We start from the raw sequence: 24,025 nt of genomic DNA on the forward strand, positions 1-24,025 counted from the left end.
ATGTTAAGCAAAGTCCAAGCTTGTTCATTGCGCCTCGTCAAAGCCGCTGTTGGAACGGGGAAAGTGGTACAGGGCCCGCAAACGGGCAAAAAAATCCCGAATTCTTTCATTGTTGGTATTGCCATATGGAAATACTGTGTAAGAATGGGGTCTACGGATCGATCACCAGCAGGCCGACACGATGGCTAACACTTCAACCACTCCGATCACCAGCGTTGCGCCGAAAAAGACGGTCTCGCCGCGGCATGGCTTGCTGGAGGACTTGATCGGTATCGCCGTCAAGCATGCCGGCGACCAATATCTGGAACTGGCCACCAAACTGGCCGGCGCGCTGATCGACGCCACCGACGGCGATACGCGCGCCATCCAGCAACGGCTGCGTGCCGGCAATATGCTGCGCAACCGCCACTTCGCGTTCCTGCACCTGGCGACGGAGGCCCTGGAAAAAGCGCTGCGGCACGAAATCGCCGAGTTGGCGCCGGTCGTCAAAGATCAGCGGGGCGGCGCCGACCAGCCGATGTCGCTGGTGCCGTTCGAGGAAATGGATACCAGGGTGGCGCTCGGCGGCGTCAGCAAGCCGTTCGAATCGCTGCATTCGGACGCCTTGCAGACGCTGAACGTGCGGCTGGCGTTCCTGTTGGACCGCGATATCTTGCGCGTGAGCCAGAACCCGTTCCGCCCGGAGGTGTTCCTGGTGGCCTTGCAGCGGGCCTGGCTGGAATTCGATCCGGAGCCTGAATCGGCGCCCTTGTTGCAACCGCTCATCAAACCAGGCATGTTCATCGAACTGGGGCCGATGCTCGAGGCGCTGAACCTGGCGTTGCAAAGCAAGGGCGTGCTGCCGGGCTCGGTGGACGGCTACAAGGGGCGCAAGGCCGACGCCGCCAGGGCGGCGGCCGGCGAGCGCGCACGCGGCAACCAGGCGGCGCTGGCCCAGCAACTGCGCCAGTTTTTCGCCTCCAGCGACGTCGCCGGATCGGCCGCCGGCCAGATCGTCGACAACATCGCCGGCGGCCTGCTGCAGGGCGCCGGCGGTATCGATCTGAGCATTCCGGATTTGCCGATGTCGGCGCTGAATTCGGGCGCCGTCTGGGTGCCGAACGCGGCCGGGCAGGGCGCGCCGGCGCAGGCGATGGGCGGTGCGGCGGGCGCGGCGGGTGTGGGCCTGGCCGCCGCCGGCTTCGGCGCCGCCGCGGGTTCGGCGCCGGGATACGCCCCAGGGGGCGCGCCCGGCGGCGCATGGGTGCAAGGACCGGCGCAAGGTTTCCATTCGCGGAGCGTCAGCAACGAGCAGGCGCAGCGGCAGTCGCAGATCGGCGCCAAGCAGCCCCTGTTCGCCTATCTGGCGCGATTGCAGGCCACGGCTGCCGGCGCGGTCGGCAACGACGAGGGGGGCGGCGCATCCAAGGGCGAATCCGGGGGCGGCCCGGCGCCCGGCGGCGCGGCCGTCCCGGCCAACGTGTTCTACCTGCCCAACATCAAACAAAGCGTGCCGCAAGGCAGCCTGACACGTGCCGACGAAAGCACCATCGATTTGCTGGCGGCGATCTTCGACACCGTGTTCAGCGACCAGAACATCTCGCAGGAAATACGTGACCTGATCCGTTTCCTGCAGATTCCCGTGCTCAAGGCCGCGCTGGTCGACAAGAACTTCTTCTTCCAGGAGGAACACCCGGCGCGCCGCATGATCGATTTGCTGTCGCGCATGGGCTGGGAGCAACGCAAGGGGCCGGAAGATCCGCTGTTCAAGGCGATGCGGCGCAGCGTCGACCGCGTCGGCCGCGACTACGACCAGGAACTGTCGGTGTTCGCGCAGGCGGTCAACGACCTGGAAGCGTCGATCCAGGCCGAAGAGCGCGCCGCCGCGGCCGCCATCGCCGAACCCATCGCCGCCGCGCTGAAGCAGGAAAAGATGGCGGAATCGGCCAAGCTGGCGAAGAACGCCGTGGCCTTGCGCATCGGCACCGGCGAGGTCATCGCGGTGGTGGAAGCCTTCCTCGAACAGCGCTGGGTCTCGGTGCTGACCGTCGCCTACAGCATCGAAGACGGCAAGCCGGGCGCCGTCAACAACGCCACCAGGGCCATGGACGAGCTGATCTGGAGCGTGCGCCCCAAGCTGAACGCCGACGACCGCAAGCTGTTGATTTCGAAATTGCCAGGCATGCTGGCGACCTTGAACAAGTGGCTCGACGTGATCAAGTGGCAGGACGCCGACCGCCTGCAATTCTTCGCCGAGCTGGCCGAATGCCATGCCTCCATCGTGCGCGCGCCGCTGGACCTGTCGCCGGAGCGTCAGTTGGAAATATCGGTGCAGGTAGCGAAGCAGGCCGCCGAGCGGCGTCTGGAATTGCAGGCGAAAGCCGACGCGGCCGACAAGGCCGAGGCCGACGCGCGCGCCAGCCAGCCGGAGCTCGAAGCGGCCGAGGAAGAGGCCGCCATCGAGGTCGAGGGGCTAAGGCGCGGCATGTGGCTCGAGTTCGCGCAACCGGACGGCGGCCGGCGCAAGGTCAAGCTGGCGTGGATCAGTCCGCTGCGCACCTTGTATATCTTCTCCACCGCCGCGCGGCAGGAGGCTTTTTCGGTGTCGGGCGAGCAGTTGGCGCGGCAATTCCGGGAAGACACCGCGCGGGTGGTGCGCAACGACGGCGTGGTCGCCCTCGCGCTGTCCGAAGCGCTGGCGCGCGGCGCCGTCAACGACACGTCCGCCAGTCCGGCCCGGCAGGCGTCAGCCTTCGGTTGAGGTGCGCCCGGCCGCGTCGGATTACTTCACGGTCAGCAGCGCGCCGCCCATGCCGATGAACAAGGCGCCGGTGGTGCGCTTGGTAAAGCGCGAGCGGGCCGCGCTCTGGCGCACCTTGCGCTTCATCCACGACGCGCACGCCACATAGAAGAAGTGCGAGAGCAGCGTGCAGGCGGTGAAGGTCGACGTCAGCAGCAGGAAGCGCGTCGGGTCAATGTGATCGTGCGGCATAAATTGCGGGAACACGGCGGTGAAGAACAGGATCGCCTTGGGATTGCTGACCGCCACCAGCAGACCGGAGCGGAAGGTGCTCCAGCGGCTGGCCTGAGCGACCTGGACCGGCTGCGCTGAGTCGTCGGCCGGGGCCGGCGCTTTCGAAGCCTGGCGCCAGGTTTTCACGCCGAGATAGATCAGATAGGCGGCCCCGGCCACCTTAAGCGCGCCGAACGCCAACGCCGAGGTCTTGAGCACCAGGCCGAGGCCGGCCACGGCGGTGGTGGCGACGATAAACACACCCAGCGCATTGCCCAGGGAACTATACAATGCGCGCCGCGCGCCTTGCGTGGCGGCCGTCGAGATGGCCATCAGAACGCCCGGTCCGGGGCTGAAGGCCGCCGCCAGGGAAACGGAGAGGAACAGCAGCCAGGTCGAGAGTGTCATAAAGCGTATCCGATCAAACAACAGTGAGTATGAGCAACAGTATGCCACGCGCCGCCCGAGGCTGCTGGCGGGACTGTTTTTTGGCGGCGGGCACCTTCCTTGCATGCTTATCTTTCGCCTTAGTGAAGTTGGTGCGCGGCAATTGTTCGGTCAAATACGGCCGGGTGTGCTTTAATGATGGTGCAGTGCAAAAAAATTGAAAGGCGGTGATTGGATGATGTGGTGGCATGCTTTAAGCGTAGCGGGTAGTTTGGCGGTGACGGGACCAATCGGTGTGGCGATCGGCGTATGGCTGCTCGCGGGCAAGTCCTGGAGACTTTCATGGATGTGGGCGCTGTTGTTCGGCATAGGCATGACCTTGGTCGTCGTGACCAAAATGGCGTTCGTGGGCTGGGGCATCGGCGTAGAGTCAGTCGAGTTCGCGGGCTTTAGCGGCCACGCGATGCGTGCCGCCGCCGTGTATCCGGTCGCCGCCTTCCTCGCTTTCAGAAGTTCCAGCAGCGGCATCAGGTACGCGGCCACCGCCGCCGGCGTCGTCTTCGCCATCCTGATCGCCATTTCGCGCGTGCCCATGATGGCGCACTCGGTCTCCGAGTCGGTCACCGGCTGCATCCTGGGGCTGACGATCGCCGCCGCCTTCATCCGCTTCGCCAGCACCGAGCATCATTGGGCGCTCAGCCGCATGCTGGTCGTGCTGTGCTTGCCGATCGTGCTGATCGCGCCGCGCGTCGAGCCGGTGCCGGCGGAGCAATGGATCACCCAGGCCGCGCTGTACCTCTCCGGCCGCGACCAGCCCTACACCCGCGCCATGTGGGCGGAGTCCAAGCATCGCGGGCACGAGTAGAGTTGTAACGCGGACCCCGGCTCCGGCCGGGGTTTTGACCGTGTTATGACCTTATTTAATGCGCTAAATGGTATTATTGTGATCTTTTACAGCCCATAGCCCAGATAATCACGTGCGTCTATCTTCCATTAAATTGTCGGGATTCAAGTCTTTCGTTGATCCCACCAATTTCCAGGTGCCGGGCCAGCTGGTTGGCGTGGTGGGACCGAATGGTTGCGGCAAGTCGAATATCATCGATGCCGTGCGTTGGGTGCTGGGGGAATCGAAGGCTTCGGAGCTGCGCGGCGAATCGATGCAGGACGTTATTTTCAACGGCTCGACCCACCGCAAGCCGGCCGGGCGCGCCTCCGTCGAACTGGTCTTCGACAACAACGACGGCAAGGCCGCCGGCCAGTGGGGCCAGTACGCGGAGATCGCCGTCAAGCGCACCTTGACCCGCGACGGCACCTCGACCTATTACATCAACGGCCAGCCGGTGCGCCGGCGCGACATCCAGGATATCTTCCTCGGCACCGGCCTCGGTCCGCGCGCCTACGCCATCATCGGCCAGGGCATGATCAGCCGTATCATCGAATCGCGTCCCGAGGAACTGCGGGTGTTCCTCGAGGAGGCGGCCGGCGTCTCCAAGTACAAGGAACGCCGCCGGGAAACCGAAAACCGTCTGCACGACACCCGTGAAAACCTGCTGCGCGTCGACGACATCCTGCGCGAACTGAATTCGAACCTGGAAAAGCTGGAAGGCCAGGCCGCCGTCGCGACCAAGTTCCACCAGCTGCAGTCGGACCAGGAAGAGAAGCAAAAGCTGCTTTGGCTGCTGCGCAAGATCGAAGCGGAAAACGAGCAGAAAAAGTACTTCCGCGAGGTGGAGCTGGCGCAGAACGATCTGGAAGAGCAGACCGCGAAGCTGCGCAACGTCGAGGCGACCCTGGAGCACATGCGCCAGGCGCACTTCGCCGCCGGCGACCGCCTGCACACGGCGCAGGGCAGCCTGTATCAGACCAACGCCGAAATCGGCAGCCTGGAAGCGCAGATCAAGTTCGTCATCGAGTCGCGCGGCCGCCTGCAATCGCAGCTGGCGGCGCTGACCGCGCAGCGCGACCAGTGGCAGAACCAGGCCACCGAATACGGCGGCCAGATCGAGGAGGCCGAATTCACGCTGGAAGAGCTGTCGGCCAAGGTCGAGCAGTCGCAGATGATGGCCGAGCAAAAAGGCGAGGCGTTGCCGATGCTGGAGCAGGCCTGGCGCGAGGCGCAGACCAAGAGCACGGAATCGCGCGCCCGCATCATGCAGGCGCAGCAGCAGCTGGAGCTGGAGTCGGCGCACCAGCGCAACGCCAACAACATCCTCAACGGCCTGGCCGTCCGGCGCGAGCGCCTGCAGCAGGAAAAAAGCGGCCTGAGTTTGCCGGACAGCGCGCACCTGACCAATATGCGCATGCAGCTGGAGGAAAAGCAGCAGGCGCTGGAGGAACAGAGCTTCCTGCTCGAAGAGGCGCTGGAGCAGCAGCCGCGCCTTGAAGAGGAACGCCAGGAAGCGCAGCAGCAGGTCAATAGCGAAACCGCCGCCAACGCCCAATTGGAAGCGCGCCTGAACGCGCTGCGCCAGATGCAGGAGCGCGTGCAAACCCAGGGCAAGGTGACTCCGTGGCTGCAAAAGCACGAGCTCGATTCCCTGCCGCGCCTGTGGCAAAAACTGCATATTGAATCGGGCTGGGAGACGGCGCTGGAATCGGTGCTGCGCGAGCGCACCTCGGCGCTGCAGATGTCGAACATCGAATGGGCCAAGGCCTTCTTCGGCGACGCGCCGCCGGCCAAGCTGGCGCTGTTCGCGCCATCGACGGCGGTGCCGCCGGCGCCGGTGGAGGCGCCGGGCCTGAAGCCGTTCCTGAATCTGCTCAAGCTCAACGACCCGTCGCTGCGCGGTTTGCTGCAGGACTGGCTGCACCACGCCTACCACGCCGAGGACGCGGCCGAGGCCTTCGCCGAGCGCGCCAAGCTGCCGGCCGGCGGCTACTTCGTCACCCGCCAGGGCCACGTCGTCACGCAGAACAGCGTGCGGTTCTACGCGGCCGACTCGGAGCAGGACGGCATGCTGGGACGGCAGCAGGAAATCGAGAACATCACCAAGCAGTTGCGCGCGCAGCAGATGCTGGCCGACGAGGCGCGCGCCCGCTCCGTGCGCGCCGAGGCGGCCCTGTCGGAACACACGCGCCGCCTGACCGAGTACCGCGCCAAGCTGCAAAGCCTGCAGCAGTCGGTGCACACCTTGCAGCTCGACGTCGTCAAATTGTCGGAGATCGAGGCGCGCTTCAACCAGCGCAGCAACCAGATCGAAACCGACCTGGCCGAAATCGCCGCGCAGGAAGAAGAGCAGACCCAGATCAAGATGGAGTCCGAGGAAAAGTTCGAGCAGCTCGATATGGAGCTCGGCAACCTGCAGGGCGACCATGAGGACGGCCAGACCGTCTTCCTGGAAAAAGAGCAGCGCCTGGCCGACGCCCGCGAAGCCCTGCGCGATCTGGAGCGCGCCGCGCAGGAGGCGCAGTTCGCCGAAAAATCCCAGCGCAACAAGATCGAGGAATTGCGCCGCTCGATCGCCACCGCGACCGCGCAGGTGGCGCAAGTCACGCACAGCCTGGAGGCGGGCCAGCTCGAACTGGCGACGATGGAATCCGGCTCCGCCAACGACGGCCTGCAGGATCTGCTGGACCGCCGCACGGGCCAGGAGAAGGCGCTGTCCGACGCGCGCCATGAACTGGACCAGATCACGCAGCAACTTCGCCAGTTCGAGGAAGGGCGCATGTCGACCGAACGCGCGCTGCAACCGCAACGCGACAAGATCATGGAAATGCAGCTCAAGGAGCAGGCCGCGCGCCTGAACCAGGAGCAGTTCGCCGCGCAGCTGGCGGAGGTGCAGGCCGACGAGGCGGCGCTGGCCGAGAAGCTGCATCCGGATATGAAGGCGTCGTATCTGCAGGGCGAGGTCACGCGCCTGACCAACGCCATCTCGATGCTGGGCGCGGTCAACCTGGCGGCGCTGGACGAACTGGCGACGGCGTCCGAGCGCAAGAACTTCCTCGATTCGCAGAACGCCGACTTGAACGAGGCGATCAACACGCTGGAGGACGCCATCGCCCGGATCGACAAGGAAACGCGCGATCTGCTGCAGGACACCTTCGACCGCGTCAACGGCCACTTCTCCGAGCTGTTCCCGATTTTATTCGGCGGCGGCCAGGCCAAGTTGATCATGACCGGCGATGAAATCCTCGACTCCGGCGTGCAGGTCATGGCGCAGCCGCCCGGCAAGAAGAACGCCACCATCCACCTGCTGTCCGGCGGCGAAAAAGCGCTGACGGCGACGGCGCTGGTGTTCTCGATGTTCCGACTTAACCCGGCGCCGTTCTGCCTGCTCGACGAGGTCGACGCACCGCTGGACGACGCCAATACCGAACGATTCTGCCGGATGGTCAAACGGATGTCCGACCATACCCAATTCCTCTTCATCTCGCACAATAAGATTGCGATGGAGATGGCCAATCAACTAATCGGTGTGACGATGCAGGAGCAGGGCGTATCGCGCATCGTGGCGGTGGATATGCAATCCGCCGCCAATTTCGCTTCAGAGGCACAAGCAGCATGACAGACCTTCAAATGAGTTTGATCGGGATCGCCGGCGTATTCGTCGCCGGTGTCTTCACCTACAACAAAATCCAGGAATACAAGGCCAAGAAAAGCGTCGAACGCGCCTTCGCGACCGATCACGACGATGTGCTGATGCGCACCGGCGATGCTGCGGCTGCCGCGCCGGCTACGGCGCGTCTGGAACCGCGCGTCGACCCGGTCGGCGGCCCGCGCCAGGAACCTAGCTTCTCGCTCGACGGCGACACACCGGCGCCGGGCGTTGCGGCAGGCTCCGAGGCGGCCGTCGCCGCTTCGCTGGGCGCCGTCAGCGGCGACTTCAGCACGGACCCCATCGATCCGTCCTCGTCGACGGAAGCCGCCGAAGCGGCGCTGATCGCGCGTGCCAACGCGGCGTCGGCGGCGGCCGCCGAACAGGCCACGGCCCTGGTCGACCCGTTGATCGACTGCCTGCTGCCGCTGGCGCTGGAAGGCGCGGCGCGCGGCGACAAGCTGCTGCCGGTGCTGCAAACCCTGCGCATGGTCGGCAACAAGCCGGTGCACTACATCGGCCTGGCCGTCAGCGGCGACTGGGAGCCGATCGTCCACGGCGGCGTCTACACCAAGCTGCAGGGCGGCGTGCAACTGGCCAGCCGCAGCACCGCGCTGAATGAACTGGAATACTCGGAACTGGTCACGCGCCTGCGCGCCATGGCCGATGAAATCGGCGCCGAGCCGGAAATCCCGGACATGATCGAAGTGATGGCCGAGGCGCGCAATCTGCACCGCTTCGTCGCCGGCCACGACGCGCAGCTGGGCGTCAACCTGCAATCGAACGGCGCGCCGTGGGCGATTTCGACCCTGATCGGGGCGTTGGAGAAGCAGGGCTTCGACGTGCGTCCGGACGGCCGCTTCGTCATGCCGGACGGCGACGGCGGCTTCCTGTTCTCGCTGTCGACCAACGTCACGCTGGCCGAGGAGACCACCTCGCGTCTGACCTTGCTGCTGGACGTGCCATGCGTGGCGCCGGCGCGCGACGGCTTCGGTGCCATGGTGGCCTGCGCCAAGTCGCTGGTGGGACGCCTGGACGGGACCATCGTCGACGACTACAACCAGCCGCTGACCGACGCCGCGCTGGGCGAGATCGCCACGCAGGTACAGGACTTCTACACCGAGATGAACGAGGCCGATATCCCGGCCGGTTCCACCCGCGCACTGCGTTTGTTTAGCTGATTCTGGAAGTAGCAATGACTGAAGTGGATTACAAGGCGCGTATCGAATCGCTGAGCGCTGAGCTGAACCGGCACCTGCACGCCTATCATGTGGAGGACGCGCCCACCATCCCGGACGCGGAGTACGACAAGTTGTTCATGGAGCTGCAGGCGCTGGAGCTGGAACATCCGGAGCTGGCGCTGGCCGACTCGCCGACCAAGCGCGTGGGCGCGGCGCCGCTGCCGCAGTTCGACCAGGTCACCCATTCGGTGCCGATGCTGTCGCTGAATAACGGCTTTGCCAACGAGGATGTCGAAAACTTCGACCGCCGCGTGCGCGAGGGCCTGGACGCGGCCGGCGCCGTGGAATACGCGGCAGAAGTCAAATACGACGGCCTGGCCATCAACCTGCGCTACGAAAACGGCGTGCTGGTGCAAGCTGCCACACGCGGCGACGGCTACACCGGCGAGGACGTGACGGCCAATATCCGCACCATCCGCACCATTCCGCTGCGTCTCAAAACGTCCAATCCGCCCGCCGTCCTCGACGTGCGCGGCGAGGTGCTGATGTTCAAAGCCGATTTCGACGCCATGAACGCGCGCCAGCGCGAAGCGGGGCAGAAGGAGTTCGTCAACCCGCGCAACGCGGCGGCGGGCAGTCTGCGCCAGCTTGATTCGCGGATCACCTCCGCGCGCAAACTCAGTTTCTTCTGCTACGGCATCGGCCTGTTGGAGGGCGCCGACATGCCGCCTTCCCATTCCGCGCTGCTGGACTGGTACCGCACGCTCGGCCTGCCGGTGGCGAAGGAGGGAGCGGTGGTGCGTGGCTATGAAGGTTTAATGGCGTACTACAAAAAGATCGGCGAAGCGCGTCCGAGCATGCCGTACGAGATCGATGGCGTGGTCTATAAAACCAACCTGGCGCAGGACCAGCGCACCCTGGGCTTCGTCTCGCGGGCGCCGCGTTTCGCGCTGGCGCACAAGTTCCCCGCCGAGGAGGCGCTGACCACCGTGCAGGCGATCGAGGTGCAGGTCGGGCGCACCGGCGCCATCACGCCGGTGGCGCGGCTGGCGTCCGTGTTCGTCGGTGGCGTCAACGTCACCAACGCCACCTTGCATAACGAAGATGAAGTGCGCCGCAAGGACGTGCGCGTCGGCGACACGGTGATCGTGCGCCGTGCCGGCGACGTGATCCCTGAGGTGCTGGCCGTGGTGCTGGAGCGCCGTCCGACGCCGGAACCGGCGATGTACGAGCTGCCGAAAACCTGCCCCGTGTGTGGCTCGCACGTGGTGCGCGAAGAGGGCGAGGCGATCGCCCGCTGCTCCGGCGGTTTGTTCTGCTCCGCGCAGCGCAAGGAGGCGATCCGCCACTTCGCCGGCCGCAAGATGATGGACATCGAAGGCCTGGGCGACCGCTATATCGACAGCCTGGTCGAATGGGGCAAGGTGCAGCGCGTGGCCGACCTCTACTCGCTCAAGCTGGACGACCTGCTGGAGATGAAGCGCCTGGCCGACGAACGTGACGGCACGACGCCGGAGACCGTCGCCAAGGGCAAGATCGCCACCAAGTGGGCCGACAATCTGCTGGAGGCGATCGCCGCCAGCAAGAACCCGCCGCTGGAACGGCTGCTGTTCGCGCTCGGCATCCGCCACGTCGGCGAGTCGACCGCCAAAACGCTGGCCGAGTGGCTGGGACGCTTCGACCTGATACGCCGCGTGCCGGCCGCGCTGCTGCGTGTGCTGCCCGATATCGGCGGCACGGTGGCGCTGTCGATTGCCGAATTCTTCGCCGAGCCGAAAAACCAGGAGGCCATCGATGCCTTGCTGGCCGCCGGCGTGACGCCGAAAGGCGAGCATCCGCCCAGCGCCAAGCTGCGCGAGAAGCTCGACACCGTCAAGCTGATGGCCGCGCTGGCGATCCCGAAACTGACCGAACCGCGCAGCAAGCAGCTGGTCGATCAGGGCATGAACTTGAAGGCGATGTCCAACCTGCCGATCTTCACCGTCTTCGGCCTGCCGGCCGCCGTCGGTGACGCGCTGACGGAGTGGATGGCCGAACCGGGCAACCGCGAACTGGTGGCGTCGCTGCACCAGCTGCGCGAGGATTTGCTGGCGCAACTGCCGGAGGAAGCGGCCGAGGGCCCGCTGACCGGCAAGACCTTCGTGCTGACCGGGACCTTGCCTACCCTGAGCCGCGACGAGGCGGCCGCGATGATCGAAGCGCAGGGCGGAAAGGTCTCCGGTTCGGTGTCGAAGAAAACGCACTATCTGGTGGCGGGCGCAGACGCCGGCAGCAAGCTGGCCAAGGCGCAGGAACTGGAAGTGACGATTCTCGACGAGGCGGGCCTTCAGGCGCTGCTGGCGAAATAACTGGAAAAGGTGGCGACATGACCGTACGTGAAATCCTGAAGATGGGCGATCCGCGCCTGCTGCGTGTGGCCGAACCGGTGACCGAATTCGGCACGCCGGAGATGGACCAGCTGATCGCCGACATGTTCGACACCATGCACGCGGCCAATGGCGCCGGCCTGGCGGCGCCGCAGATCGGCGTCAACCTGCAGTTGGTGATCTACGGCTTCAAGCAAAATCCACGTTATCCGGACGCGCCGCAGGTGCCGGAAACGGTGTTGATCAATCCCGTCCTGACGCCGTTGTCGGACGAAAAAGAGGAGGGCTTCGAAGGCTGCCTCTCCGTGCCGGGGCTGCGCGGCAGCGTGCCGCGCTGGACTAAATTGCGCTACGAAGGCGTCGACCAGTTCAATCAGCCGATCTCCCGCGATGTGGACGGCTTCCACGCGCGCGTGGTGCAGCATGAAGTCGATCACCTGCTCGGCGTGCTGTACCCGATGCGCATCACCGACTTCTCCAAGTTCGGTTTCACCGAGGTGATGTTCCCCGACCTCGATCCCAACGACGACGACTGAGACCGGAATGTTGTTCAAATAACTATAAACTATGCCACAATTCTCGTTCCAACAAAAAGTATTCCTCTCCCTGCTGGGCCTGGTCACCATCGCCTTCGTGTGGATACTGGCGCCTTATGGCGGGGCCATTTTCTGGGGCGTGGTGCTGGCGATCCTGTTCGCGCCGATCTACCGCTGGCTGTTGCAAAGAACCCGGAACAAGGCCAACCTGGCCTCGCTATTGACCTTGCTGTTGATCATCGTGATCGTCATCCTGCCGCTGACCCTGGTGTCGATCTCGATCGTCAACCAGGCCGCCTCGGTGGTCGAGATGGTGCGCTCCGGTGAAATCACCGTGGCCATGTTCTTCAACAAGATCATGGCCGCGCTGCCGAACTGGCTGATCTCGCTTCTCGACCGCTTCCATTTGACCAGCCTGGCCTATTTGCAGGACCGGCTCACCGAAGTGGCGTCGCAAGTGAGCCAGGAGGTGGCCAAGCGCGCCATCAACGCCGGGCTGTACACCTTCGATTTCCTGACCAGCCTGTGTATTTTGCTGTACCTGCTGTTCTTCCTGCTGCGCGACGGCGACAAGTTGTCCAAGCGCATCAAGGAAGCCGTGCCGCTGAGCCCCAAGTACAAGCAGCGCCTGTTCCTGAATTTCACGACCGTGATCCGCGCCACCGTCAAGGGCAACATCCTGGTCGCCATCGCCCAAGGCGCGCTCGGCGGGCTGATCTTCTGGTTCCTGGACGTGCGGGCGCCGGTGCTGTGGGGCGTGCTGATGGCCTTCCTGTCGCTGCTGCCGGCCATCGGCGCGGCCATCGTATGGGCGCCGGTCGCGATCTATTTCCTGGCGACGGGCGAGGTGTGGCAGGGCGTGACCCTGGCCGCGTTCGGCGTGTTCGTCATCGGCCTGGTCGACAACTTCCTGCGTCCGGTGCTGGTCGGCCAGGACACCAAGATGCCCGATTACGTGGTGCTGCTGTCGACGGTAGGCGGCATGGCCTTGTTCGGGCTGAACGGCTTCGTCATCGGGCCGGTGATCGCCGCGCTGTTCATCGCGGCGTGGGATCTGTTCGCCACCGCCACCGAGTTTCATACCGATTGAGGCCTACGCAAGAGAGCGTGTCCGAATGTCGGACCTGACCCCGGGGTTGCTACCCGTGTTGCGGAGCGAAAGGCTGGTCCTGCGCGCCATGGAGGATGCCGATGGCCAGGCGCTGCTCGATCTGTATGGCGATCCGCTCGTCATGCGATATACGGATGAGGAACCCTTTTCGGACTTGGAGACGGTCGGGCTCATGTTGGCGAGCGTGCGCCGGTTGCTCGCCACCGGGGAGTCGCTGGAATGGGCGGTCGTCGGCGGCGACGGCCAACTGATCGGAACATGCGGCCTCCATAGCTTCGACCGGACACTGCGGACGGCGGAGGTGGGGTGCCTGCTAAAGCCCGCCGCATGGGGCCGGGGCTATATGGTGGAAGCGATTGGCCTTTTGTCCGGTTTCGCTAAAGACGTCCTTTCGTTGCAGCGCTTGACGGCGGATGTGGCTGGAGAGAACGACCAGGCGCGGCGGCTCTTCAATAAGCTCGGCTACACGCCCGGGCCCTCGGGAATTTTGTCCATCGATCTGGGTTAGCGCCCGTACAAAAGCCTGAATCCGTGCAGGGTATAGTCATCCCATGCCTCCTCCGAACAAGTATCCCAGCACGCCCGACGGCCGCTACTTCATCGTCAACGGCCGGCTTTGGCGCATGAGTAATCCCAACCTCGCGCCCGGGGAGCGCCAGCGGCTGGTCGATCTCCTGATGCAGGCGCGCAGGCAGGTGGGCGCGGCCGTGAAGGCTGGCGACGCCGAGGCGGAGCGCCGCGCCCGCGCCGCCGTCGATGAGGCCAAGCGCGCCTTGGGCGAGCGCGGCCCGGTGTGGTGGACCGACGGCGCGCCCGATTTCAACCGGCGAGCTGTCGCGAATACGCCGTATGCAGACAAGGTACCAAGGCAGGGCAGCACGACATCACCATAGACTGCCGTTAAGCGTTCGGCTTCCGGCACCGACGGATGCGCCGGCAGTGCGGCATCCGCGGCGGGGATGCCGTCAGTCCTGCTCGGCGCCCAGCAGGTCGCGGGCGTTCAGCAGCGCGTAGATGATCTCGGGATGCTGGCCGAAGCAACGGCGTATCGCGGCGGGAATGTTTTCGCGGGTGCGCCGGCATAAGCCGGGCTGATCCGCCAGTTTGATCTGCAAACCCATGACGGTGCGCACACCGTTGGCGCTGGGTGTGATCGTCAGGCGGATGCCCAGCAGTTCCTCCATGCGCTGCTCGATGCGGCCCAGCGCCTCATAGCTGTCGATCGCCTCGATGCGGGCGATCAGCGCTTTTTCCTCTTCGCGCGTCAACCGCAGCACGCGGATGTCGGTCTGGTCGTCGCGCTCCCACGCGTCCAGCAGCTCGCCGTGCCGGCATTCGCAGGCGCCGGGCGGGCACTCTTTGCGGATGGGAAATGGCAGGGCAGGGGGCATGGGCGGCTCGCGATAAAGGGACTTAGATTCTACTCCGAAGGCGGGTACTACGCGAACATTGCACAACCCCCTATGTAGCCGCTATGCTAAGATTTTCCTCCCGCTAATAACCAATTTTTCTATGCGCTTGATATCTGCGGCACTACTCGCATGTTCCCTGCCGTGCGGGGCTCAAGCGACCGATTGGCATCCGTTCCGTTGGTATATGGCCAGCATCGGCGGCGGTCCCGTCGAGCGGGCGGCGATGTTGCTGCCGGTGAAGGTCAATGGGATCGATTGCCAGGTGCAGCTCGATACGGGCGCCAATGGCGAGCTGATCTGGGCTAGGCAGGCGGCCGCGCCGCAACCGTCCGTGCAACAGACCGCGCTGATCGAGCTTGCCGGCATCCGCAAGAATATTCCCGCCGATCCGGCCAATCTGGAGCTGCTGGCCCCCGAGGTGTGCGCGGCCGGACCGATCGCCACCGTGGGCAACGGATTTTTCGAGCATGGCACGCTGACGCTGGACCTGGGGCGGGCGCGGTTTGCTTTCGCGCCGGCGCCGCGATTGGCCAACGAAGCCGCTGCGCAACCGCTGTTTTACGCGCGGACGGAGGGCCGGGGCGGCGGCCACACGCTGGTCGAAATCAAGCGGCCGGGTGGCAAGGCGGGCTATGCACTGCTGGACACCGGATCGGCGCGCTTCGGCCTGGCCGCCACCAGCCGTCAGGAATGGAACGAGCTATCCGGCGGCATGCCGCTGGAGGAGGGACCGACGGTCAAGAAATTCTCCGTGCAAAGCTGGGGGCGGCAGGTGCCGTGCTACGAGACAGCGCTGAGCGGCGGCTTCGAGGTCGGCGGCGTTGTGGTGCCGCAAGCGTCCGCCTCGTACTGCGTCGACCAGGGCTTCAAGTCACCGGTCGCGCTGGTTGGCGTGCTCGGTCTGCGTCCGTTGGCCGACCGCGTGATCACGCTCGACTATCTGTCGCGCCGCTGGCGCCTGTCCGAAGCGACGCCGCGACGATCGTCAACCGGCCTGTAGCCGCTGCTGCAACAACGCCAGCACGGCCGCTTCCTCCGGCCGCAGCTCGTGCAGGTCTTCCTTCAACTCCTCCTTGGCGCGCTGGCGCAGCGCCGTCAGCATCGTGCCGTCAAGGTAGGATTCGATCACCGCCGGATGCACATAGCACTTGCGGCAAATGGTCGGCGTGTTGCCGAGTTTTTTGGCCACCGATTCGATGGCCTGCACGATGTTCTTCTTGGCCTGCGCCTCGGAGTCGTACTTTTCATATTCCAGCAGCGCGACCGCCGCCAGCACGGTGCCCGACCAGGTGCGGAAGTCCTTGGCGGTGTAGTCCTCGCCGGCGATCGATTGCAGATATTCGTTGACGTCGGCAGAGCCCACCGTATGCGGATTGCCGTCGTCGTCGATGTACTGGAACAGCTCCTGGCCCGGCAGGTCCAGCGTGCGGCGGATGGTGTTGGCCAGCCGCCGGTCCTGCACCTGGACGGTGTGATTGACGCCGCTCTTGCCGCGGAAACGGAACTCGACCTTGGTGCCGTCCAACCGCACGTGGCGGTCGCGCAGGGTGGTCAGGCCGAACGATTTGTTCTCGCGCGCGTATTCCTCGTTCCCGATCCGCATCATGGTCGCCTCCAGCAGGTAGACGATGGTGGCGAGTACTTTTTCGCGCGGCAGGCCCGGTTGCTTGAGCGCGGCGTCGACGGCCTTGCGGATGGCCGGCAGCGCCTTGCCGAATTTGAGCATGCGCTCGTATTTCGATTCGTCGCGCACCGACCGCCAGCGCGGGTGGTAGCGGTACTGCTTGCGGCCGCGCGCGTCGCGTCCCGTCGCCTGCAGGTGGCCCAGCGGCTGCTTGCAGATCCAGACGTCGGTCCAGGCGGGCGGTATCACCAGCGACTTGATGCGCGCGAGCGTGTCGGCGTCCTTGACCGCGTGGCCGTCGGCGTCGACGTAGTGGAAGGTTTTGCCGCGCTTGCGGCGCGCGATGCCGGGCTGGTGGTCGTGCACGTAGCGCAGGCCGGCCGATTTGGCGGCCGCCGAGGCTTCCGCCGCCGCGTCGGCCGCTGCGGGGGGCGCGGCCGGGGTGTTTGCCGCTGGGTGATCGCGCTTCATTGCTGTCCTCGTCTATCAGGTTAGGAAATAATCCTACCTCTTGAAACAAGGCAATGATGTGCGATAACGCACGGTTTAATCCATGCGTTTGAGGCGCTGGCCGACGATGCTCCATTTGCATGGCGTGCCGTCGACGGTGCCGCACAAGACCCAGCCGGTGCCGATCTTTTCAACGCCGATTTCGCACTCGAGTTCCTTGGCCAGCTTCTCGGCCCAGCCGCGCGCCGCGCCCTGGCCTTTGAACAGTTCGTTGCCGTCGTAGATCACGGTGGCGTCGAAGACGGGGGCGGCAAAGATGGTCATGGTGGGGCTCTCTTAAAATCTGAAAGCGTAATTGTGCACCAAATCGCGCGCCGTTGAGGTCTGGATCTCGGGATTACGTAGGGCGGATTAGCGGGCGAGGCCCGCCAATCCGCCCCGGGGGCCTATCGAAAGAGCGTCCTCCTGCCGGAGGACTTGAGAGGCGGAACGCCGTAATCGGCCATCGAATAGCCGCCGACGGCGCATGCATGGCCGATTACGCTGCGCTAATCCGCCCTACGTCATTCGACGTATTCCCCGAGTCCTCCTTGCTGACTAAAGTTGCAACATTAGTTCAACAATAGTCCAACCAAGGGGAAACACGATGCGTTTGAAACGGGGAAGCCGGCAAGTGCTGCTGGCGGCGGTGGCGGTGGTGGCGGCGGGTAGTGCCTGCGCCGGCGCGACGATCAACATGGGCGACGACAAGTCGGTCAGCGTCGGCTTCGGCCTGCGCGAGAGCTTCACCAGCGCGGAAGACGCGGCGCCCAACGGCACCGGGCGCTCGCAGGATTTCAACCTCGATAGCGGCCGCCTGTACTTCGGCGCCTCGCTGAACAAGAACATCAAGGGCATGTTCAACACCGAGTGGGACGGCGACAAAATCCGGGTGCTCGACGCCGCCGGCCAATTCGCCATCTCCCCCGAATTCAATATCTGGGCCGGCCGCCTGCTGTCGCCCAGCGACCGCGCCAACATGGCCGGGCCTTACTACTCGATGGGCGGCGGTTACTGGGCCGGCGTGGCCTCGCGCTACGGCTACAACGGCGGCATCTTCCGCGGCCGCGACGACGGCGTCGTCGTCTGGGGCAATGTCGCCGACGGCAAGCTCGGTTACTCCTTCGGCGCCTTCGAGGGCCACACCTTCGGCATCGGTTCGCTGACGCAGTCGCAGGCCAAGGCGGCCGGCGTCAACGCCGACGATTCGCTGATGTACGCGGGCCGCCTGCAGTACGACTTCTGGGACGCGGAACCGGGCTACTACGGCACCGGCAATTTCCTTGGCAATGCCGACATCCTGTCGATCGGCGTGGCGGGACGCTACCAGAAGGACGGCATCCTGACCGTCGCCAAGAGCGGCAAATACAGCTCCTACAACGTCGACTTCCTGATGGAGAAGCGCATCAAGGGCTCCGGCGCGGTGGCGGTGGAAGCGGCCTACTACGACTACGACACCGACAACATCATCCTGGCGGAGCAGGGCAACGCCTACTCGGCGGGCGTGTCCTATATCTTCGACCAGAAACTCGGCTGGGGCAAGGTCCAGCCGTTCGCGCGCTGGCAGAAGTTCGCCGCCGATACCAACGTCGACACCAGGCAAATCGACGCCGGCGTGAACTACATCATCGACGGCTACAACGCGCAAATCAGCGCCGTGTATTCGAAGACCAAGGTCACCAGCGTGGCCAGCCAGGACAAGTTCTCGGTCACTTTGCAGCTGCAATACTAATCTCGCCACCCACGGAGTTATCACATGCAAAATCGTCGCAATTTCATCGGCACCATCAGCCGCATCGCCGCCGCCACGTCCCTGCTGGCCGCCGGCGTCAATGTTTATGCAGCCGACACCATCAAGGTCGGCATCCTGCACTCGCTGTCCGGCACCATGGCCATCTCCGAGACGTCGCTCAAGGACGTCGCCTTGATGACCATCGACGAGATCAACGCCAAGGGCGGCGTGATGGGCAAGAAGCTGGAGGCGGTGGTCGTCGATCCGGCCTCCAACTGGCCGCTGTTCGCCGAAAAGGCGCGCGGCCTGATCGCCCAGAACAAGGTGGCCGCCGTCTTCGGCTGCTGGACCTCGGTGTCGCGCAAGTCGGTGCTGCCGGTGTTCAAAGAGTTGAATAGCCTGTTGTTCTACCCGGTGCAGTACGAGGGCGAGGAACTGGAAAAGAACGTCTTCTACACCGGCGCGGCGCCGAACCAGCAGGCGATTCCCGCCGTGGAATACCTGATGAGCAAGGACGGCGGCGGCGCCAAGCGCTTCGTGCTGCTGGGGACCGACTACGTCTACCCGCGCACCACCAACAAGATCCTGCGCGCTTTCCTGAAAAGCAAAGGCGTGAAGGATAGCGATATCGACGAGGTGTACACCCCGTTCGGCCACTCCGACTACCAGACCATCGTCGCCAACATCAAGAAGTTCTCGGCGGGCGGCAAGACGGCCGTGATCTCGACCATCAACGGCGACTCCAACGTGCCGTTCTACAAAGAGCTGGGTAACGCGGGCCTGAAGGCGACCGATGTGCCGGTGGTAGCGTTCTCGGTGGGCGAGGAGGAACTGCGCGGCGTCGACACCAAGCCGTTGCTGGGCCACCTGGCGGCATGGAACTACTTCGAATCGGTGAAAAATCCGGTCAACACGGACTTCATCAAGAAGTGGAAGGCCTACGCCGTCGCCAAGAAGCTGCCGAACGCGAAAACGGTGGTGACCAACGATCCGATGGAAGCGACCTATGTCGGCATCCACATGTGGGCGCAGGCGGTGGAGAAGGCCAAGTCGACCGACACCGACAAGGTGATCGCGGCGATGGGCGGCCAGACCTTCAAGGCGCCGTCGGGCTTCACCCTGACGATGGACGCGACCAACCACCACCTGCACAAGCCGGTATTCATCGGCGAGATCCGTGCCGACGGCCAGTTCAACGTCGTGTGGAAAACGCCTGGTCCGGTGCGCGCGCAGCCTTGGAGCCCGTACATCCAGGGTAACGAGGGCAAGCAAAAGCTGTAAGTGGTAGGCGGAGGCGGGCCGCCGTCCGGCGGCCCGCCGGCTTCATTTGAGGAATACGTATCTTGAAAAAACTCCTGCTCATCGCCGCACTGCTGCTTGCCGGCGCGGCACAGGCGGCCATCGACAGCGCCTTGCTGGCGCCATTGACCGCCGACGATCCCGACGCGCGCATCGCGGCGGTCGGCCGGATCGGCGCATTGGCCAATGACGACGCCACCCGCTTGCTGATGGCGATGAAAAACGGCGACGCCTACGCGACACAAGAAGGCCAGGTATTGATCGTCACCGACGACAAGGCCTACAACCCCGCCACCGGCGCCACCGGGCCGCTGCCCGAGGGGATCGATGGCCTGATGATCAACAACCGTCTGCGCGGCGCCATCGACGACGCGCTGTCGGCGCTCAAACTCCTTTCCACCGACCGCACCGAACGCCTCGCTGCCGTCACCGAGCTGCAAAAAAGCGTGACACTGGCGCAGGCGCCGCTGATCGACAAGGCGTTGGCCAAGGAAACCGACGCGGAGATCCGCCCCTTGCTGCAACTGGTCGCGGCGACCGCCAACCTGCAATCGCCCGACGCCGCCAAGCGCAAAGCTGCGGTGGAGGCGCTGGCCGGCAGCAGCAATGCCAACCTGCGCCCGACCTTGCAAGCCATGCTGACCAAGAACGCGGACGGCACGCCGGCCGAACCGGATGAAGGCGTGCGTGTCGCCGCCGCGCGCACCTTGGCCGCCATCGACAGCCGCCTGGCGCGCACCGAATTTATCGGCAATGTCTTCTACGGCCTCTCGCTGGGCAGCGTGCTGCTGCTGACGGCCCTGGGCCTGGCCATCACCTTCGGCCTGATGGGCATTATCAACATGGCGCACGGCGAGCTGCTGATGATCGGCGCCTACACCACCTATCTGTGCCAGACCGCCTTCCGCCAGTACTTTCCCTCGGCGGTGGACGCCTATTTGATCGCCGCGCTGCCGGCCGCTTTCCTGGTGACGGCGGCGGTGGGCGTGGCTATGGAGCGCACGGTGATCCGCTGGCTCTATGGGCGTCCGCTCGAGACGCTGCTGGCCACCTGGGGCATTAGTCTTATCTTGATGCAGGGCGTGCGCACCATCTTCGGCGCGCAGAACGTCGAAGTGGCCAATCCGTCCTGGATGTCGGGCGGCGTGACGGTGCTGGGCAACCTGGTGCTGGCCTATAACCGCATCGCCATCATCGTCTTCGCCATGATCGTGGTGGCGGGCGTCTGGCTGATCCTGAACAAGACGCGACTGGGCCTGTTCGTGCGCGCCGTGATGCAGAACCGCCGCATGGCCGGCTGCGTTGGCGTTTCGACCGCCAAGATCGACATGATGACCTTCGGCCTGGGCTCCGGCATCGCCGGCCTGGGTGGCGTGGCGCTGTCGCAGCTTGGTAACGTGGGTCCGGACCTGGGCCAGGGTTACATCGTCGATTCGTTCATGGTGGTGGTGCTGGGCGGGGTCGGCCAGTTGGCCGGCACCATCATCGCCGCGATCGGCCTCGGCGAGGCCAATAAATTCCTGGAACCGGTGGCCGGCGCGGTGCTGGCCAAGATCGCCATCCTGATCTTCATCATCATCTTTATCCAGAAGCGGCCGCAGGGTCTGTTCGCCATGAAAGGCAGGAGCGCCGAATGATTCACAACTCATTGTTCTCGCGCCGGGCGTGGAGCGGTATCGTGGCGACCTGCGTGGTGCTGGCGGCGCTGCCGTTGCTTAACCTGGTTTTCCCGGACGGCCACGCGCTGCACGTGCCAAGCTACATGGTCAGTCTGATCGGAAAATTCATGTGCTATGCGCTGGCCGCGCTGGCGCTCGATATGGTGTGGGGTTACGCCGGCATCCTGTCCTTGGGCCACGGCGTGTTCTTCGCGCTGGGCGCCTACGCGCACGGCATGTACCTGATGCGCGCTATCGGCAGGGACGGGGTGTACCAGAGCGATCTGCCGGACTTCATGGTCTTCCTCGACTGGAAAACCTATCCGTGGTACTGGACCGCGACCGACAGTTTCTGGTACTGCCTGGCGCTGGTGGTGCTGGTGCCCGGCGTGCTGGCCTTCGTGTTCGGCTTCTTCGCTTTCCGTTCCCGCATCAAGGGCGTGTACTTCTCGATCATCACACAGGCGATGACGTACGCCTTCATGCTGCTGTTCTTCCGTAACGACACCGGCTTTGGGGGGAACAACGGCTTCACGGACTTCAAGCGCATTCTCGGGTATTCGATCAGCGCGCCCGGCACCAAGGCGACCTTGTACCTGGTGACCCTGGCGGTGCTGGCCGGCTCGCTGCTGCTGTGCCGCGCCATCGTGCGGTCCAAGCTCGGACGCGTGCTGCAAGCGGTGCGCGATTCGGAATCGCGGCTGATGTTCATCGGGTATAACCCGCTGTGGTTCAAGTTGTTCGTGTGGACCCTGTCGGCGGTGCTGTGCGGGATCGCCGGCGCCTTGTATGTGCCGCAGGTCGGCATCATCAACCCGTCGGAGATGTCGCCGGCGAATTCGATCGAGATGGTGATCTGGGCCGCCGTCGGCGGGCGTGGAACGCTGATCGGTCCCATCATCGGCGCGTTCTCGGTCAACGGTTTGAAAAGCTGGTTCACCGGCGCCTTCCCGGACCTGTGGCTGTTCGCGCTGGGGTTGATATTCATTTTAGTGACGCGCTATCTGCCGCAGGGCATTGCCGGTCTGGCGGCGCGTTGGGGCAAGGCCAAAGAGGAGGCGGCATGAGCGGAAACGAGAGCTATGACCGCGTTGCAGGCCACGGACTGGATACGACGCACGGCGCGATCCTGTACCTGGAGGAGATCACGGTGTCGTTCGACGGCTTCCGGGCGCTGAATAAACTGAGCCTGGATATTTCGGTCGGCGAGCTGCGGTGCATCATCGGGCCTAACGGCGCCGGCAAGACGACCATGATGGACGTCATCACCGGCAAAACGCGGCCGACGTCCGGCACCGCCTACTTCGGCCAGACCATGGATTTGAGCCGCATGACCGAGTACCAGATCGCCCACGCCGGCATCGGCCGCAAGTTCCAGCGTCCGACCATCTTCGAGCAGCACACGGTGTTCGAGAACCTGGAACTTGCGATGAAGACCGACAAACGCGTGCGACCAACCCTGTTCGCGCGGTTGAACTCCGAGCAGCGCGGCAAGATCGACGAGATCCTCAAGCTGATACGGCTGAACGGCAGCGAGGCGCGGCTTGCCGGCCTGCTGTCGCACGGCCAGAAGCAGTGGCTGGAGATCGGCATGTTGCTGATGCAGGAGCCGCAGCTGATTTTGCTCGACGAGCCGGTGGCCGGCATGTCCGACGCCGAGACGGCGCGCACTGCGGAACTGCTGAATGAGTTGCGCGGCAAGCATTCGATCATGGTGGTCGAGCATGACATGGCGTTCGTGACGGAGATCGCGCAGCAGGGCGTGGTGACGGTGCTGCACGAGGGCTCGGTGCTGGCGCAGGGGACGATGGCGCAGGTGCAGTCCGACGAGCGGGTGATCGAAGTCTATCTGGGACGCTGAAGAATATGCTGCAAGTTGAAAAAATCAATCAGTACTACGGTTCCTCGCATACCTTGCGGGGCGTGTCGCTGGAGCTGGAGCGCGGCAAGTGCATGGCGCTGTTGGGCCGCAACGGTGTGGGCAAGACCACGCTGTTGAAGTGTTTGATGGGGGTGCTGCCGGTGTCGGCGGGCAGCGTGAAGCTGGAGGGGCGCGACATCACGCGCATGGCGCCGCACCAGCGGGCAAGGGCGGGTATCGCCTACGTGCCGCAGGGGCGCGAGATCTTCGCGCGCTTGACTGTGGAGGAGAACCTGCTGATGGGGCTTGCCACCCATAGCGGCAAGAAGGCCGGTATCATCAAGGGCGAGGTGTATGAGCTGTTTCCGGTGCTGAAGGATATGCTGCACCGGCGCGGCGGCGACCTGTCCGGCGGCCAACAGCAGCAGTTGGCGATCGCGCGGGCGTTGTTGGCGGAGCCGAAGTTGATCATCCTCGATGAGCCGACGGAGGGCATCCAGCCGTCGATCATCAAGGACATAGGCAACGTGATCCGGTTGCTGCGCCAGCGCGGCGACATGGCGATTCTGCTGTGCGAGCAGTATTTCGACTTCGCGCACGAGCTGGCGGACCAGTTCATGGTGCTGTCGCGTGGCGAGGTGGTGGCGTCGGGCGCGCAGGCGACGATGGGCGATCCGGACGTCAAGCGCCATTTAGCCGTTTGATACTGGATTTTCGCCTGCGTCGTCGACGGAGCTTGGCGGATTACGCTGCGCTAATCCGCCCTACGTGGAACACGTCAGGCCTCAAGATTCTACGCAATTACGTAGGGCGGATTAGCCGGAACGGCGTAATCCGCCATG

At 64.6% G+C, this 24,025-nt stretch carries 20 protein-coding genes; 16 read left to right on the plus strand and 4 right to left on the minus strand.

All coding sequences use genetic code 11. The features are described 5' to 3' along the window. Positions 1-181 precede the first annotated feature (181 nt). Positions 182-2,740: a DUF1631 family protein gene (locus tag AC07P1_RS29730; protein WP_494699220.1), complete on the plus strand. Its 2,559-nt coding sequence runs from the start codon at positions 182-184 to the stop codon at positions 2,738-2,740. A gap of 21 nt (positions 2,741-2,761) precedes the next feature. Here AC07P1_RS29730 and AC07P1_RS29735 read toward each other — a convergent pair whose 3' ends face one another. Further along, a complete protein-coding gene (locus AC07P1_RS29735) occupies positions 2,762-3,400 on the minus strand; it encodes a LysE family translocator (RefSeq protein ID WP_494699221.1) in 639 nt (212 codons plus the stop codon). Between the two features lie 256 nt (positions 3,401-3,656). On the opposite strand from AC07P1_RS29735, the gene AC07P1_RS29740 reads away from it, so the two are divergent. From AC07P1_RS29740 to AC07P1_RS29775, 8 genes are all read left to right on the plus strand, one after another. Then, the gene (locus tag AC07P1_RS29740) at positions 3,657-4,244 is read left to right on the plus strand and encodes a phosphatase PAP2 family protein (protein ID WP_494699222.1); all 588 of its coding nucleotides are present in this window, start codon (positions 3,657-3,659) and stop codon (positions 4,242-4,244) included. Between the two features lie 112 nt (positions 4,245-4,356). Beyond that, entirely contained in the window at positions 4,357-7,884 is a 3,528-nt protein-coding gene (gene smc / locus AC07P1_RS29745; RefSeq protein WP_494699223.1) for a chromosome segregation protein SMC, read from the plus strand. Further along, on the plus strand, positions 7,881-9,095 hold the full coding sequence (locus tag AC07P1_RS29750; RefSeq protein ID WP_494699224.1) for a cell division protein ZipA C-terminal FtsZ-binding domain-containing protein: 1,215 nt from the start codon (positions 7,881-7,883) through the stop codon (positions 9,093-9,095). Before smc ends, AC07P1_RS29750 begins: the two co-directional genes overlap by 4 nt. Positions 9,096-9,109: 14 nt before the next feature. Then, a complete protein-coding gene (ligA, locus tag AC07P1_RS29755; RefSeq protein WP_494699225.1) occupies positions 9,110-11,443 on the plus strand; it encodes an NAD-dependent DNA ligase LigA in 2,334 nt (777 codons plus the stop codon). Between the two features lie 17 nt (positions 11,444-11,460). Then, entirely contained in the window at positions 11,461-11,997 is a 537-nt protein-coding gene (gene def, locus AC07P1_RS29760) for a peptide deformylase (RefSeq protein ID WP_494699226.1), read from the plus strand. A 31-nt stretch (positions 11,998-12,028) separates the two neighbouring features. Beyond that, positions 12,029-13,087: an AI-2E family transporter gene (locus tag AC07P1_RS29765; RefSeq protein ID WP_494699227.1), complete on the plus strand. Its 1,059-nt coding sequence runs from the start codon at positions 12,029-12,031 to the stop codon at positions 13,085-13,087. Positions 13,088-13,112: 25 nt separating this feature from the next. Continuing rightward, complete coding sequence (locus AC07P1_RS29770) at positions 13,113-13,616, plus strand: GNAT family N-acetyltransferase (protein ID WP_494699228.1); 504 nt, start codon at positions 13,113-13,115, stop codon at positions 13,614-13,616. A 43-nt stretch (positions 13,617-13,659) separates the two neighbouring features. After that, complete coding sequence (locus AC07P1_RS29775; protein WP_494699229.1) at positions 13,660-14,001, plus strand: hypothetical protein; 342 nt, start codon at positions 13,660-13,662, stop codon at positions 13,999-14,001. A 72-nt stretch (positions 14,002-14,073) separates the two neighbouring features. Here the strand turns inward: AC07P1_RS29775 and AC07P1_RS29780 are convergent, their stop codons facing one another. Continuing rightward, complete coding sequence (locus AC07P1_RS29780) at positions 14,074-14,499, minus strand: hypothetical protein (protein WP_494699230.1); 426 nt, start codon at positions 14,497-14,499, stop codon at positions 14,074-14,076. Positions 14,500-14,704: 205 nt separating this feature from the next. Between AC07P1_RS29780 and AC07P1_RS29785 the strand changes: the two genes are divergently transcribed. Then, the gene (locus AC07P1_RS29785; RefSeq protein WP_494699231.1) at positions 14,705-15,520 is read left to right on the plus strand and encodes a hypothetical protein; all 816 of its coding nucleotides are present in this window, start codon (positions 14,705-14,707) and stop codon (positions 15,518-15,520) included. On the opposite strand, the gene AC07P1_RS29790 is transcribed toward AC07P1_RS29785, so the two are convergent. Both AC07P1_RS29790 and AC07P1_RS29795 read right to left on the minus strand, forming a co-directional pair. After that, positions 15,506-16,615: a DNA topoisomerase IB gene (locus tag AC07P1_RS29790; RefSeq protein WP_494699232.1), complete on the minus strand. Its 1,110-nt coding sequence runs from the start codon at positions 16,613-16,615 to the stop codon at positions 15,506-15,508. The two genes, AC07P1_RS29785 and AC07P1_RS29790, sit on opposite strands and share 15 nt — an antisense overlap. 75 nt (positions 16,616-16,690) lie before the next feature. Next, the gene (locus AC07P1_RS29795; protein WP_494699233.1) at positions 16,691-16,918 is read right to left on the minus strand and encodes a hypothetical protein; all 228 of its coding nucleotides are present in this window, start codon (positions 16,916-16,918) and stop codon (positions 16,691-16,693) included. A 322-nt stretch (positions 16,919-17,240) separates the two neighbouring features. Between AC07P1_RS29795 and AC07P1_RS29800 the strand changes: the two genes are divergently transcribed. Genes AC07P1_RS29800 through urtE form a run of 6 tightly spaced genes read left to right on the plus strand, consistent with a single transcriptional unit; the run spans position 17,241 to position 23,887 of the window. Continuing rightward, complete coding sequence (locus tag AC07P1_RS29800; protein WP_494699234.1) at positions 17,241-18,365, plus strand: porin; 1,125 nt, start codon at positions 17,241-17,243, stop codon at positions 18,363-18,365. Between the two features lie 24 nt (positions 18,366-18,389). Next, positions 18,390-19,646 (plus strand): urea ABC transporter substrate-binding protein, encoded by a 1,257-nt coding sequence (gene urtA, locus AC07P1_RS29805; RefSeq protein ID WP_494699235.1) that lies wholly within the window; start codon positions 18,390-18,392, stop codon positions 19,644-19,646. 53 nt (positions 19,647-19,699) lie between these two features. Further along, positions 19,700-21,301, plus strand: coding sequence for an urea ABC transporter permease subunit UrtB (gene urtB / locus AC07P1_RS29810; protein WP_494699289.1), 1,602 nt, complete (start codon positions 19,700-19,702; stop codon positions 21,299-21,301). Continuing rightward, positions 21,298-22,389, plus strand: a complete 1,092-nt coding sequence (gene urtC, locus AC07P1_RS29815; protein WP_494699236.1) for an urea ABC transporter permease subunit UrtC — start codon at positions 21,298-21,300, stop codon at positions 22,387-22,389. The genes urtB and urtC overlap by 4 nt, the downstream gene beginning before the upstream one ends. Next, the gene (urtD, locus tag AC07P1_RS29820) at positions 22,386-23,183 is read left to right on the plus strand and encodes an urea ABC transporter ATP-binding protein UrtD (RefSeq protein WP_315212824.1); all 798 of its coding nucleotides are present in this window, start codon (positions 22,386-22,388) and stop codon (positions 23,181-23,183) included. Before urtC ends, urtD begins: the two co-directional genes overlap by 4 nt. 5 nt (positions 23,184-23,188) lie before the next feature. Continuing rightward, positions 23,189-23,887: an urea ABC transporter ATP-binding subunit UrtE gene (gene urtE, locus AC07P1_RS29825; protein ID WP_494699237.1), complete on the plus strand. Its 699-nt coding sequence runs from the start codon at positions 23,189-23,191 to the stop codon at positions 23,885-23,887. The last annotated feature ends 138 nt before the right edge of the window (positions 23,888-24,025 follow it).

The sequence above is a fragment of the Duganella sp. GW821-FHT07F09 genome, from assembly GCF_059418705.1.